Annotated in this window: 12 protein-coding genes and 1 tRNA gene (1 of these 13 cut by a window edge); 5 read left to right on the forward strand and 8 right to left on the reverse strand. The window is 65.2% G+C overall.

Annotation, left to right across the window (positions count from 1 at the left end):
* The 4 genes from fdhF to ACZ52D_RS05420 all read right to left on the reverse strand — a co-directional run.
* A protein-coding gene (gene fdhF, locus ACZ52D_RS05405; RefSeq protein WP_464442800.1) for a formate dehydrogenase subunit alpha crosses the window boundary here: on the reverse strand, window positions 1-2,079 show its 5' portion. 696 nt of this gene lie to the left of the window's left edge; the window shows 2,079 of its 2,775 coding nt (coding positions 1-2,079); the start codon lies at window positions 2,077-2,079; the stop codon falls past the left edge of the window.
* Between the two features lie 3 nt (window positions 2,080-2,082).
* Entirely contained in the window at window positions 2,083-3,771 is a 1,689-nt protein-coding gene (locus ACZ52D_RS05410) for an NAD(P)H-dependent oxidoreductase subunit E (RefSeq protein ID WP_464442801.1), read from the reverse strand.
* A 104-nt stretch (window positions 3,772-3,875) separates the two neighbouring features.
* Window positions 3,876-4,775 carry a LysR family transcriptional regulator gene (locus ACZ52D_RS05415; protein WP_222456071.1) on the reverse strand — a complete coding sequence of 300 codons (900 nt, stop codon included), beginning with the start codon at window positions 4,773-4,775 and terminating at the stop codon, window positions 3,876-3,878.
* Between the two features lie 138 nt (window positions 4,776-4,913).
* Window positions 4,914-5,405, reverse strand: a complete 492-nt coding sequence (locus tag ACZ52D_RS05420) for a winged helix DNA-binding protein (protein WP_464442802.1) — start codon at window positions 5,403-5,405, stop codon at window positions 4,914-4,916.
* Window positions 5,406-5,957: 552 nt separating this feature from the next.
* Here ACZ52D_RS05420 and ACZ52D_RS05425 point away from each other — a divergent pair.
* Window positions 5,958-6,974: an aldose epimerase family protein gene (locus ACZ52D_RS05425; RefSeq protein WP_464442803.1), complete on the forward strand. Its 1,017-nt coding sequence runs from the start codon at window positions 5,958-5,960 to the stop codon at window positions 6,972-6,974.
* 114 nt (window positions 6,975-7,088) lie between these two features.
* Here the strand turns inward: ACZ52D_RS05425 and ACZ52D_RS05430 are convergent.
* The 4 genes from ACZ52D_RS05430 to ACZ52D_RS05445 form a co-directional block, all read right to left on the reverse strand.
* A tRNA-Arg gene (locus ACZ52D_RS05430) sits at window positions 7,089-7,165 on the reverse strand.
* A 114-nt stretch (window positions 7,166-7,279) separates the two neighbouring features.
* Window positions 7,280-8,665 carry a sensor histidine kinase gene (locus tag ACZ52D_RS05435; RefSeq protein ID WP_464442804.1) on the reverse strand — a complete coding sequence of 462 codons (1,386 nt, stop codon included), beginning with the start codon at window positions 8,663-8,665 and terminating at the stop codon, window positions 7,280-7,282.
* A 27-nt stretch (window positions 8,666-8,692) separates the two neighbouring features.
* Entirely contained in the window at window positions 8,693-10,111 is a 1,419-nt protein-coding gene (locus ACZ52D_RS05440) for a dihydrolipoyl dehydrogenase family protein (RefSeq protein ID WP_464442805.1), read from the reverse strand.
* A gap of 14 nt (window positions 10,112-10,125) precedes the next feature.
* Window positions 10,126-10,887, reverse strand: a complete 762-nt coding sequence (locus tag ACZ52D_RS05445) for a TVP38/TMEM64 family protein (protein ID WP_464442806.1) — start codon at window positions 10,885-10,887, stop codon at window positions 10,126-10,128.
* Between the two features lie 342 nt (window positions 10,888-11,229).
* Here ACZ52D_RS05445 and rpmH point away from each other — a divergent pair, with 342 nt between their 5' ends.
* From rpmH to ttcA, 4 genes are all read left to right on the forward strand, one after another.
* Window positions 11,230-11,364, forward strand: a complete 135-nt coding sequence (rpmH, locus tag ACZ52D_RS05450; protein WP_072791770.1) for a 50S ribosomal protein L34 — start codon at window positions 11,230-11,232, stop codon at window positions 11,362-11,364.
* A gap of 23 nt (window positions 11,365-11,387) precedes the next feature.
* On the forward strand, window positions 11,388-11,813 hold the full coding sequence (gene rnpA, locus ACZ52D_RS05455) for a ribonuclease P protein component (RefSeq protein WP_464442807.1): 426 nt from the start codon (window positions 11,388-11,390) through the stop codon (window positions 11,811-11,813).
* 154 nt (window positions 11,814-11,967) lie between these two features.
* Window positions 11,968-12,204 (forward strand): membrane protein insertion efficiency factor YidD, encoded by a 237-nt coding sequence (gene yidD, locus ACZ52D_RS05460; protein ID WP_369924861.1) that lies wholly within the window; start codon window positions 11,968-11,970, stop codon window positions 12,202-12,204.
* 55 nt (window positions 12,205-12,259) lie between these two features.
* Window positions 12,260-13,147 (forward strand): tRNA 2-thiocytidine(32) synthetase TtcA, encoded by an 888-nt coding sequence (ttcA, locus tag ACZ52D_RS05465; RefSeq protein WP_222456078.1) that lies wholly within the window; start codon window positions 12,260-12,262, stop codon window positions 13,145-13,147.

Genomic DNA, 13,147 nt, shown 5'->3' on the forward strand with positions numbered 1-13,147 from the left:
CCGGTTGGTGTTGGAGACGGTGCCGTTCTTTTCATAGAGCGCCGAGGCGGGCAGGATGATATCCGCGTAGTTGGCCGTTTCGGTCAGGAAGATATCCTGCACGATCAGCAGCTCCAGCTTGGCGAAGGCATCGCGTGCATGGTCCACGTCCGGGTCCGACATCGCCGGGTTTTCCCCCTGGATGTACATGCCCTTGATGTTGCCGGCATAGACCTCGTCGACGATCTCGGTCACCGTCAGCCCCTTCTCGTTCGAGAAGTCGCCGCCGCCCCAGACATCCGTGAAGCTGCGGCGGACGTCGTCCGAGGTCACGGTCTGGTAGTCCGGCAGGAACATCGGGATGAGGCCCGCATCGGACGCCCCCTGCACGTTGTTCTGGCCGCGCAGCGGGTGCAGGCCGGCGCCGGGCTTGCCGACATTGCCGGTCATCAGCGCAAGGCTGATCAGGCAGCGCGAGTTGTCGGTGCCGTGGATGTGCTGCGACACCCCCATGCCCCAGAAGATCAGCCCCGCCTTGCCGTTCGCAAAGGTGCGCGCGACGCGGCGCAGCTGCTCGGGGGACACGCCGCAGATTTCCGACATCTTCTCGGGCGTGAACTGGCGCAGGTGCTCCTTCTCGGCCTCCCAGTTCTCGGTCCAGCGGTGGATGTACTGGCTGTCGTAGAGCTCCTCCTCGACGATCACGTTCATGATCGCGTTCAGCATCGACACGTCCGCACCGGGGCGGAACTGCACCATTTCGGTCGCGAACCGGCGCAGGCCGACGCCGCGCGGATCCATCACGATCAGCTTGCCGCCGCGCTTGGTGAACTGCTTGAAGTAGGTCGCCGCCACGGGATGGTTCTCGATCGGGTTGGAGCCGATGACGATCGCCACATCCGCGTTCTCGATCTCGTTGAAGGTTGCGGTCACGGCACCGGAGCCGACGTTTTCGATCAGCGCCGCAACGGACGACGCATGGCACAGTCGGGTGCAGTGGTCGACGTTGTTGTGCTTGAAGCCCTGGCGGATGAACTTCTGGAAGAGATAGGCCTCTTCATTGGTGCATTTCGCCGAGCCGAAGCCCGCCACCGACTTCGGATCCTCGTCCCGCAGGCGCATCAGGCCCTTGGCGGCGAGATCCATCGCCTCTTCCCAGGTCGCTTCGCGGAAGTGCGTCGACAGATTGCCCGGATCGACGTTCAGACCTTTGGCCGGGGCATCGTCGCGGCGGATCAGCGGCTTGGTCAGACGGTGCGGGTGGTGGATATAGTCAAAGCCAAAGCGCCCCTTCACGCACAGGCGGCCCTCATTGGCGGGGCCATTGATGCCCTCGACGTATTTGACCTTGCCGTCCTTCACCTTGAGGCTGACCTTGCAACCGACGCCGCAGAACGGGCAGACGCTTTCGGTCTCGGAGTCGTAGTCCTTGCTGTCGCCCACTTGCGCCTCGTCGACCACGGTCGCGGGCATCAGTGCGCCGGTCGGGCAGGCCTGCACGCATTCGCCACAGGCCACGCAGGAGGACGCGCCCATCGGGTCGGCGATATCAAAGGTCGGATAGGCATCATGACCACGGCCCGCCATGCCGATCACGTCGTTCACCTGCACCTCGCGGCAGGCGCGCACGCACAGGCCACAGGAAATACAGGCGTCCAGATTGACGCTCATGGCGACATGGCTGTCGTCCAGCAGCGGGATGCGGCCCTCTTCCAGCTTGGGAAAGCGGCTTTCGGTGACGCCGTTCAGCTCGGCCATGTCCCACATGTGGCTGGACTTGTCGTGCGCCTTGTCCCGTTCGGGCTGATCGGCCACCAGGAGTTCCATCACCATCTTGCGGGCGTTCTCAGCCCGCGCGTTGTTGGTGGTGACAACCATGCCCTCGGCTGGTTCGCGGATGCAGGAAGCCGCCAGCGTGCGCTCGCCCTCAATCTCCACCATGCAGGCGCGGCAGTTGCCGTCGGGGCGGTAGCCCGGCTGCGGCTTGTGGCAAAGATGCGGGATCTTCAGCCCGCGGCCGTTGGCCACTTCCCAGATGGTCTGGCCTTTTTCTGCCGTGACCTCTTTGCCGTCGAGGGTGAATGTAACGAGATTGCTCATGGTTCAGACCTCCTCGGGGAAATGTTTCATGGTCAGGCGGATCGGGTTCGGCGCCGCCTGGCCCAAACCGCAGATCGAGGCGTCGACCATGGTCTGGCTCAGCTCCTCCAACAGCGACTGGTCCCATTTCGGGGCCTGCATCAGCTTCACCGCCTTTTCGCAGCCGACCCGGCAGGGGGTGCATTGGCCGCAGCTTTCATCCTCGAAGAAGCGCAGCATGTTCAGCGCCGCATCGCGGGCCGAGTCCTGATCGGACAGCACGACCACGGCGGCGGAGCCGATGAAGGTGCCATGCGGCTGCAACGTGTCGAAATCCAGCGGGATGTCATTCATCGATGCCGGCAGCAGGCCCGAGGACGGACCACCCGGCTGATACGCCTTGAAGTTGTGGCCATCCAGCATGCCGCCCGCGGCCTCGATGATGTCGGTGATGGTGGAGCCGGCGGGCAGCAGATGCACGCCCGGGTTCTTCACCCGGCCCGACACCGAATAGCTGCGCAGCCCCTTGCGGCCGTTCTTCTCGACCGCGTTCAGGCACTCCGGCCCTTCGCGATTGATCTTGCAGACCCAGTACAGGGTCTCGACGTTGTGCACGAGGGTCGGGCGCCCGAAGATCCCCACCTGCGCCACAAACGGCGGGCGGTGGCGCGGCTCACCGCGCTTGCCTTCGATCGACTCGATCATCGCGCTTTCTTCACCGCAGATATAGGCCCCTGCCCCGCGGCGCAGGTCGATGTAACCCGGCGCAACCACGCCCGCCTCTTCCAGCGCCTTGATCTCGCGGCGCAGGATTTCCAGCACCGCCGGATATTCGTCGCGCATGTAGATAAAGGCTTTCTCGGCCTCGACCGCCCAGGCGGCGATCAGCATGCCTTCGAGGAAGACATGCGGGGTGCGCTCCAGGTAGTAGCGGTCCTTGAAGGTCCCCGGCTCGCCCTCGTCGCCGTTCACGGCCAGATAACGCGGGCCTTCGTTGGCCCGCACAAAGCCCCATTTGGTGCCGGAGGGGAAACCCGCGCCGCCAAGACCGCGCAGACCCGCTTCCTTGACCTTTTCCTGCACCGCCTCCCAGTCGCCATTCGCGCGCAGCTCTTCCAGCGTCACGTAGCCGCCCGCCAGCGCGTATTCCTGATAGGTCTGATAGTCCGGGATATGCGCGTGGGTGTCACCCGCCGCGATTGCCGCTTCGACCTTTTCGACCGTGGCATGGTCGATGTGGTTATGGCCGATCTCCAGCACCGGCGCGGTGTCGCAGCGGCCCATGCAGGGCGCGCGCAGCACGCGGACCTGGCTGGCGTCCAGACCATCTTCCAGGGCCTGTTTCAGCTGTTCCGCCCCGGCCAGCTCACAGGAAAGCGAGTCACAGACCCGGATGGTCAGCGCCGGCGGCGGCGTCTCGCCCTCGCGCACCACGTCAAAATGCGCGTAGAAGCTGGCGACCTCGTAGATCTCCGCCTGCCCGGTGCGCAACTCCTCGGCCAGCGCGCGGATATGCGCCGCGCTGAGGTGGCCGTATTTATCCTGGATCAGATGCAGGAATTCGATCAGCAGATCCCGGTTGCGCGGGCGGTCCCCCAGCAGTGCTTGAACCTCGCTCAGCGCCTGGTCATCCACCTGACGGCCCTTGGGCGTCTTGCGCCCCTTGCCGCGGCCGGATTTCCATACGCCCTTGCTATCATCCAATGGTGCCATCGGGCCCTCCAGTCAGCACGTTATTCATCGGGCAATGCCATCAAGAATGAATATCGTCAAATCTAGAAAACCGATGAAACGATAAGCGCAGCTTATCTCGTGATTTAGGTCGCATCTCCCTCGACAAAGGTCGCAACCACGCTTTTCAGCGCCTGAATGGTGGTCAGCTCCGGGCTGCGGTCCAGCGTCGCCAGGCAAATTTGCCGGTTTTGCTCGGGCTCGACCAGGTCCAGCACGCAGGTTCCGCCCAGCCTGCCCAGCGCCTGCGTCAACGCCCGCGGCAGAATCGCCGCCGCAGATCCCTCCAGCGCCAGCACCATCGAGGCCATGAACCCGTTGGATTCAGAGACGATCTCCGGCTTGCATCCGAGATCGGCAAAGATGCGGTCCAGAATGCGACGGTTCTGCATCTGCTGGTTCAGAAGGCTCAGTGGCAGCTCCGCCGCCTCGGCCCAGGTGATCGAGCCGTCCCGCCCGGCCACCATCGCCTCCGGCGCCAGCAACACGTAGCTTTCATCATAAAGCGGGCGCACCGTCACCAGGTCGCGGCCCATGCTGTCGGCATAGGTGATACCGGCGTCTATTGTACCATCATAAAGCCGCTGCTGGATAGCCAGAGATGTCGTCGCTTCCAGTTGGGTCAGGATCCGCGGATAGCGCTGCCGCACCTGATCCACCAGCTGCGCCGCCCAGGCGGTGGCGGTCGGGATCACGCCCAGCACCAGCGTGCCGGTCACCTCGCCCCGGCTGGCGGCAATTTCCTGCTCCAGCGCCCGGGCATCATCCAGGATCGACCGCCCCCGGCGGACGATCATCAGCCCCTCCTCGGTCAGCCCCTGAAACCGGTTGGCCCGGCGCACGATGGACAAGCCAAGCCGGTCTTCCAGGTTGCGGATCCGCATGGAAAAGGCCGGTTGCGACATGCCGCATTCGGCCGCCGCCTTGGCAAAATGCTGGTGCCGGGCCAAGGCCGTCAGCAGCTGGAGTTCCTTGAGTTCAATCATGGCGAAACCTTATGCCCGCCCGGACGGCAGGCGCAATGGGCACGACCGATGCAAACCACGGCCCATGACACCCCGGACCACATTTGCCGCAGGCCCGCCGCCGTGCCAGCCACGGACACGCGCAGCAGAGACGCCGGGTCAGGCGCCCACCGGCTCCAGCGTGTCATGCAGGGCATCACCATAGGCTTTGCTCAGGCTGTCCAGCGCGTTGCGCGTCGCACGCAGCTGCTGGGCCAGATCGCCATGCGACACCTGCACCCGGCGGGCCAGCGCCGCGCGCTGCCGCAGCAGCCCGTCCAGCACCTCTGCCCCCCGTTCGGTCAGCCGATAACTCACCCCGGACCGCCCGGCCCCCTGCTTGCAGGTCAGGCCGGCCGCGCCCAGTTTGCGCAGGGAGTATTGGATATTTGGAATGTCGATACGGTTGGTTGCGGCGGCCAGTTCCTTGATCGCCTTGGGCTTGCCCTCGTCGCCGATCAGCTGCAACAGGGTGACCTCCGCACCGGTCAGCGACACGTCGCTGATCTGTTCAAAGCCATGCACCTGCCAACGCGCCAGCCCTTCGGCGGCCCGTTGCACGGCCAACGCCAGCGCCTGGATGTCCTGCGCGACAGACTGTTGCTGGTCCAAGCCAGAGGTCTGCGCCTCTGCAGATGGGGAAAATGGAATGGGGGCGGTATTTATCTCCAACGAACGAACTCCAATATTAAAATGGCCATGCCAGCGCACGGCAGAACACCGGGATACAAACCGAAACCAACCCAATACGGCCCACAAACGACCGATACGACGCAAACGCGAAACCGCGAAGCATCCAGGCGACTCCGAAAAATCCGAACTAAATTCTAAGCAATATATCCAACCATTTGTGACAAGGTTCAATACCGAAGCTTCCAAGCCCGTTTTCAGGCCGTCCCATCACCACATCTTTCACGTGGAACATCCCGAACATCGCCCAGCGCCCACCCGCGGTCAGCCCGGCGTCTGCACCAGGCCCCCTGCCCAATGCCGGGTGGCGCGCAGCGTGGATTGCCCGCAAGGCCCGCCACCACTGGACAACCCGCGCGCCCGTGGCTACCCAAAGACACACAAGGCCCTCATGTGGCTCCGCCGCCCTGCACCTGCCAGGGGCCGCGCGCCGCCACACAGGGGCGTCGTTCTGCACAACCGCTGAGGCCCGGCATGCGTATCGACAGTTTCGGAGCCACCCCGGATGGGCATAACGTCGAGCGCATCACTCTGCGCAACGGCGGGATGCGGGCACAGATCCTGACCCTTGGCGCGGTCCTGCGCGACCTGCGACTGGAAAGCCACCCCGCGCCGCTGGTGCTGGGGCTGAACTCCGCCGCCGATTACTGGGACAGCCCCTGGTATTTCGGGGCCATTGTTGGCCGCGTCGCCAACCGGGTTGCCCGGGGGCACCTGCCGCTCAACGGCACCGATCACCAGCTGGACCGGAACTTTCTGGCAAAACACATGCTGCACGGCGGGCGGGATGGGCTGCACCGGCAGGTCTGGACGATCGAGGCCGCCGAGGACGCCAGCGTCACCCTTGGCTGCCGCCTCGCGGATGGTCACATGGGCTTTCCCGGCGCGCTGCAGGTCACATGTCACTACAGCCTCCACTCCGACAACAGCCTGGAGATCACGCTGAGCGCCCGGGCCGACGCCGACACGGTCTGCAATCTGGCGCCTCATTTCTATTTCAATCTGGATGACAGCGGCGATCTGCGCCACCACCGCCTGCAGGTGCAGGCGGATCAAATCCTCGAAACGGACGAGGAGCTCGTGCCCACCGGCAAGTGCCTGCAACTGGATGGCCACCCCAAGGACCTGCGCCGCCCGCGCGCCGCCGCCGCGACCGCGCTCGATGACAATTACTGCTGTTCGCAAACGGTCACGCCGAGGCGCGAAGTGGCCTACCTGCACAGCACCGCTTCCGGCATCGGAATGCGGCTGCACAGCAATCAACCGGGGCTGCAGGTGTTCAACGCAGCCGGGATGCGCAGCCAACACACAGGTCTCGACGGGCGTTCATACGGCAACCACGCCGGTATTGCACTAGAACCCCAAGCCTGGCCGGACGCCGTGCACCACCCCAGGTTCCCGTCAATCATCCTGCGCCGCAACGCGCACTACGAGAGCCGCAATCTCTTTTCTTTCGAGCACCTTGCAGGAAATGGGGCTGGTCCGGGCTGAAGCCGGATACAGTCTTCCCGATGCACCCACAGCCGCAGCGGAACGTACGTCCGCCGACACCGCATGCCGATCAGCTGCGCGCGGTCAATTCTCTGCAAACGGGAGGGAGGGTAGTGGCGGACCGAGGAGGATTCGAACCCCCGACCCCTTGATTCGTAGTCAAGTACTCTATCCAGCTGAGCTATCGGTCCACTGCGGCGGGGTTTATCCTTGGCACCGAGGCAGCGCAACCCCAAAAACAAAAAACTTTCACTTGCCTGTCACATGCCCCGCGCGACGGCCGCCGACAGCCTGCCCAGCGCGGTTCAGAGCGCGCCGTCCCCCTTGGGCAGACACACCTCGAAGGTCGTGCCCGCCGGGCTGGTTTCGCGCAGCTTTACCGCGCCGCCGTGACCGCGCGCCAGCTCATCCGCGATGGCCAGCCCCAGCCCCGTTCCGCCCTTGCGCGCGCCGCCCTGAAAGGGGGTGAACAATTTGTCCTGGGCGCGTTTCGGCAGGCCGGGACCGGTGTCGCTGACGGTGATCAGCCAGCGGCTGTCGTCCTCGTGGCAGGCCACGGTGATACGGCCGGGCTGCCCGGTGGCGGCAATCGCCTGCCGGGCATTGCGCACCAGGTTCATCACGATGCGGAACAGCTGCTCGGGGTCTCCCCGCAGCATCATCGGCTTGGGCACTTCGTTGACGATGTCCGCAAGACCGCCATCCGCGGCCAGCCGCTCGCTCTCGACGATGTCCTCGACAATCTCATGCAGGCAAATGACGGCAAAGGTCGGCGCGGGTTCTTCGGCGCGGCCAAAGGCCAGCGTGCCCTCGCACAGCGAGACCGCGCGGGTGATGGAATTCACCAGCTTGGGGGCGAGACGCCGCACCAGAGGATCTTCGCTCATCTCGATGCGGTCGGTGAACAGCTGCGCCGAGGTCAGGATATTGCGCAGATCGTGACTCACCTTGGCCACCGCGCCACCAAGCTGCGCCAGCCGTTCACGCTGTTTCAGCGCCTGGGTCAGCTCGGTCTGCAACTGCATCAGCGCCTCCTCCGCCTCGCGCAACTCGGCAAGGCGCGAGCTGGGATGGATGATGCCGCGGGCATCCTCCGGCGCCGCCGCATAGCGCTGCATGTATCCCACCACCGCCTTGATCGGCTTTACCAGCACGATTCGCACCGCCACGAACAACAGCAACGCCGTGAAGATCGAGATCACCGCCGACAGGATCAGGATCCGCACGCCATAGTCGATCATCGCCATCCGCAGGGGCGCGGTTTCCATGGTGATCTCGATCAGCAGCCCGGCGTCATGGACCGGCGCGCCGATCACCCGGATGATCTCGTTTTCCGGGTTGGCCAGGCGCAGCATCGCATCGCGCACCAGCACCAGCGCACTGGCCATGCGCAGATCATAGGTCGCCGCGATGGGCTGCGGAATCGGCGAGGCCAGCATCAGCTGGCGGACCTCGTCGCGGCGCAGCACCACGTTGAACACCCCCGCGGTCTCCAGAAGCTCCGCCTCCAGCTCACTTTCCAGCATGTCATCCGCCAGCAGCGCCAGCGAGGCGATCTGGGCGCGCTCCAGCCGCGCCGCCAGGTAGTCTTCGCGAAACCGTGCGATCGAAGGCACGAAGATCAGCACCTCGGCCAGCATCACGAAGACCGTGGTCAGAATCAGAAATCGGCCCGAAAGCGTGTTGAGCATTCCGCCGCCCCTGTTCCTCACCCCGTCCTAGCGCCGCCAGCGCTGCACCAGCTGCACCGCCCGCTTGACCAGATCACTATCGAACAACCGGGGCGAGAAGTAGGCTCCAGCCACCCGCTTGTTGATTTCGCCGACCGTGGGATAGGGCGCAACCATTGCAGCAATCTGGCTCATTTTCAGGCGGTTGGCCAGTGCCATCGACCAGAGCGAGATCAGCTCCCCGGCCTGCTGGCCGACGATCGTCACCCCCACCGGGCGACCGCGATGCACCATCACCTTGATGAATCCGTCGGTCTTGCGCTCAGCCACGGCCCGGTCATTCTCGCGGAAGTCGAACCGCACCACCTCCAGCTTGGCGCCATAGATGTCGCGCGCAGCCCGCTCCTGCAGCCCGACCTGGGCCAGCTCCGGATCGGTATAGGTGACACGCGGGAGATGGCTGGTCTTTGCCGTCGACGGCAATCCAAACAGCGCCGAGCGGATGATGACGCTGGCGTGATAGCCCGCCACATGGGTGAACTGCAGCCCGCCCGCCGCATCGCCGATGGCATAGACGCGCCGGTTGCTGGTCAGCAGGCTGTCGTCCACCTTTATACCATTGCCCGCGGTTTCGATCCCGGCGGCAGACAGGTTCAGCCGGTCGATATTGGCGCGCCGCCCGACCGCCATCAGCAAATGGCTGCCGTGAAAGCGGCTGCCGTCGCGGGTCTCCACCTCGATGGCCCCCGCCTGCCCCGACACGCGCGAGACCATCGCCCCCTCGGCGATCTCCACGCCCTCGGCGCGCAGGGCGTCCAGCACCAGCGACACGGCCTCCGGGTCATCCTGGCCCAGCGCCCGCTGGCCTTCGATCACGGTGACCTTGCTGCCCAGCCGCACATGCGCCTGCGCCATTTCCATGCCGATCGGGCCGCCGCCGACGATCAGCAGATGCGCCGGGCGTTCGCGCAGGTCGAACAGCGTCTCGTTGGTGAGATACGGCACGGTGTCCAGCCCCGGCACCGGCGGCACCAGCGGTGACGATCCGGTGGCGATCACCACCCGCCGCGCGGTGATGCGGTGGGCGCCCGCCTCGACCTCGGTTTCCGAGACGAAATGACCGAACTCGCGGATCACCCGCACGCCCAGCCCCTCGAACCGCTCCTGGCTGTCCACCGGGGCGATGGTTTCGATCACCTGCCGCACGTGGCCCATCGCGGCGGTGTAGTCCGGCTGCGGACGGTTTGGCGGCACTCCGAAGGCCGCGGTCTGCGCCGGGCCATGCGCCGCCTTGGCACTGGCCAGCAGCGCCTTGGACGGGACACAGCCGTAGTTCAGGCAGTCGCCGCCCATCTTGTGGCCTTCCAGCAGCACCACATCGGCACCCATCTGGCTGGCGCCCGCCGCCACCGACAGCCCACCGGACCCCGCGCCGATCACAAGAAGGTCGCAGTTGATACGCTCCATACTCAATTCCCCCGTTATGTCTTGCCACGCTTGCCGCGCAGGGCTTTCACCAGAATCGGCATCGCCGCCAGCACGCAGAGCCCCAGAATCGGCCCCAGCACATGCGGCTCCCACAACAGGGTCAGATCCGGCTTGCCGCCGCGGTCGAACACGGCGCCCAGCCCCACGCCGATCCAGGTAAAGACGATGGCCCCGGGGATGATTCCCACCGCCGTCGTCCACAGGAAGTTGCGCAGCCTCACCCCGACCAGTGCGGGCAGCAGGTTGGCGACAAAGAACGGCACCGCAGGCACCAGCCGCAGCAGCAGCAGCACCTCGACCTCATTCTCGCGCAGCGCCTGCTTCAGCATCTGCACCCGGCCCTCAGCGGCCTCCATGCGGGCGGTCAGCAGCGCCCCCAGCCCCCAGCGCGCCGCCAGAAAGATGCCCGCCGCGCCGATGGTGGCCGCCACCACGTTGAACAGCGTCCCCGCCACCAGCCCAAACAGGAACCCGCCGGTGACCGAGGCCACAGCGGCGCCGGGCAGCGAGAAGACCACGATCACAATGTAGAGCCCGACAAAGGCCGCAACCAGTCCCGGATAATTCTGATCCCGGAATGCCATCAGCGCTTCGCGGTTGTCGCGCAAGGTGTCAAAGGTGAGGTAATCGCGCAGCGTCACCGCGCCGATCAGCGCCACGGCGACAACCGCGATCAGCGGCAGGTGGCGCAACATCCCCGGCCGGGTCTCGGGCTGGTGGCTGGGCTGCGGTTCGGAATTCTGTGGCTTGCTCATGGTGTGTCTTGGTCCGTCTTGTTCGCTGGCCTTGTAGCTATGCCTTATATGGCCTGCGCACGAGAGCAAGTGCGCCCGGATCACGGGCGGTTGATCTGCCCCTCGTGTTACGTGAGAATTATGACGCGCCGGGGCCGAATCCTGTAACACTGGCCGCCACGCGGAGGCGGCGACCATGGTTTTTTGACAGAAATGTTGCGGTTCGGGCTGAAACTTGGCGAAAACCCTGCCCACGGGGTTTGACTTACCCGCCATTCCCTTCTACAGACCGGGCTTCGAGATAGACACCGGGGCAGGCCGATTCCATGCCCGACCCGTAGACAATATGTGGAGACCGGAGCGATGAAACGCACCTATCAGCCTTCGAACCTGGTTCGCAAACGCCGCCACGGCTTCCGTGCGCGCATGGCCACCAAGGCAGGCCGCAAGATCCTGAACGCACGCCGCGCACGCGGTCGCAAGGCACTGAGCGCATAAGCTCAGTTCCAGTTCTGACGGACATGACACCGCCGGAGACCCCCAAGGATGGCCAAGCTGCCCGCGGGGATCAGTCTCCGGCGGTGTCCGTTTGCGCATCTGACGCGCCGCAGATCGACGTAATGGCCAAGCGCCGCGACTTCCTCGCCTGCGCCCGTCCGCCTGCGCGCAAGCAGGGCACCAAGGCGATGATGCTGCAGGGGCGCGACCGCAAGGACGCCTCGGGCATCCGCGTCGGCTTCACCTGTTCCAAGAAAGTCGGCAACGCGGTGGCCCGCAACCGGGCCAAGCGCCGCCTGCGCGAAGCCGCCCGTCTGGTGCTGCCCACCCATGGCCGCGCAGGCTGGGACTACGTGCTGATCGGGCGCGCCAACGAGACCGCCCAGCGCCCGTTCGAGGATCTGAAGCGCGACCTCATCTACGCGCTGCAAAAGGTCCACGGCGCCTAGCCCCCCTCCCCCCTTCCGTTGAGACCTCGCTGCCAGCCAAAAGTCCGGCCGGTGCCTGTGCCTTCCGCATGAAGGTCGCTTCCCCCCGCCACCGTGCCGGGGCCCGGGCGTGGTCCTGATTGCCATAGCGCGCAACTCTGCCTATCTATCGCCCATGACACCCCTGGCCCATATCCTGGCACTCCCCGTGCGCGCCTACCGGCTGCTGTTCAGCCCCTGGGTCGGTTTCAATTGCCGCTACCAGCCCACCTGCTCGGCCTATGCCCTTGAAGCCCTGGAGAAACATGGGGCCATTCGCGGCGCATGGCTGACGGCCCGCCGCATCGGGCGCTGCCACCCCTTTGGCGGCGACGGCTACGACCCGGTGCCGGACACCGACCAGCACGACTGACATCGGCACCGCTTTTTGTCTTGGCAAAACGCCGATCCTCGGCTAGGGCGCGATCATGCTTGATGATGATCTGGACGAAATCCATCCGCTGTTCGCCGGTGCGCCCTCGACCACCGAGTTCAAGAAGCTCCGCAAACGCATCGTGCGCTACGCGCGCGAGGCGATCGAGCAATATGGCATGGTCGAACGGCGCGAGGACGGCAGCACCCCGAAATGGCTGGTCTGCCTGTCCGGCGGCAAGGACAGCTATACCCTGCTGGCGGTGCTGTATGAGCTGAAGTGGCGCGGCCTTCTGCCGGTGGACCTGCTGGCCTGCAACCTCGACCAGGGCCAGCCCGGCTTTCCCGCCACCGTGCTGCCGGAGTTCCTGGAAAAGATGGGCGTGCCGCACCGGATCGAGTATCAGGACACCTATTCCATCGTCGTCGACAAGGTGCCGCAGGGGCGCACCTACTGCGCGCTGTGTTCGCGCCTGCGCCGCGGCAACCTCTACCGCATCGCCCGCGAGGAGGGCTGCTCGGCGGTGGTGCTGGGCCATCACCGCGACGACATCCTGGAAACCTTCTTCATGAACCTGTTCCACGGCGGCCGCCTTGCGACCATGCCGCCCAAGCTGGTGAACGAGGAAGGCGACCTGTTTGTGTTCCGCCCGCTGGCTCATGTGGCCGAGGCCGACTGCGAGAAATTCGCCCGCGCGATGAACTACCCGATCATCCCCTGCGATCTGTGCGGCAGCCAGGACGGGCTGCAGCGCCAGCAGGTGAAACAGATCCTTGACCAGTGGGAATCAAACAGCCCCGGACGCCGCCAGGTGATGTTCCGCGCGCTGATGAACGCCCGGCCATCGCATCTTCTGGACCCGAAACTGTTCGATTTTGCGGGGCTTCAACTGAAGAATGCCGATTCCCCGCCGGAAAATGACGGGATTCCGAAACTGCGTTAA

The sequence above is a fragment of the Leisingera sp. S2M4 genome, assembly GCF_055398055.1.

Bases quoted from the DNA above. Each gene is read 5' to 3' on its own strand.
- ACZ52D_RS05410 (WP_464442801.1), bottom strand. From the start codon at position 3,771: ATGGCACCATTGGATGATAGCAAGGGCGTATGGAAATCCGGCCGCGGC.
- ACZ52D_RS05425 (WP_464442803.1), top strand. From the start codon at position 5,958: ATGCGTATCGACAGTTTCGGAGCCACCCCGGATGGGCATAACGTCGAG.
- ACZ52D_RS05445 (WP_464442806.1), bottom strand. From the start codon at position 10,887: ATGAGCAAGCCACAGAATTCCGAACCGCAGCCCAGCCACCAGCCCGAG.
- rpmH (WP_072791770.1), top strand. From the start codon at position 11,230: ATGAAACGCACCTATCAGCCTTCGAACCTGGTTCGCAAACGCCGCCAC.
- yidD (WP_369924861.1), top strand. From the start codon at position 11,968: ATGACACCCCTGGCCCATATCCTGGCACTCCCCGTGCGCGCCTACCGG.
- ttcA (WP_222456078.1), top strand. From the start codon at position 12,260: ATGCTTGATGATGATCTGGACGAAATCCATCCGCTGTTCGCCGGTGCG.
- rnpA (WP_464442807.1), top strand. From the start codon at position 11,388: ATGACACCGCCGGAGACCCCCAAGGATGGCCAAGCTGCCCGCGGGGAT.
- ACZ52D_RS05435 (WP_464442804.1), bottom strand. From the start codon at position 8,665: ATGCTCAACACGCTTTCGGGCCGATTTCTGATTCTGACCACGGTCTTC.
- ACZ52D_RS05415 (WP_222456071.1), bottom strand. From the start codon at position 4,775: ATGATTGAACTCAAGGAACTCCAGCTGCTGACGGCCTTGGCCCGGCAC.
- ACZ52D_RS05440 (WP_464442805.1), bottom strand. From the start codon at position 10,111: ATGGAGCGTATCAACTGCGACCTTCTTGTGATCGGCGCGGGGTCCGGT.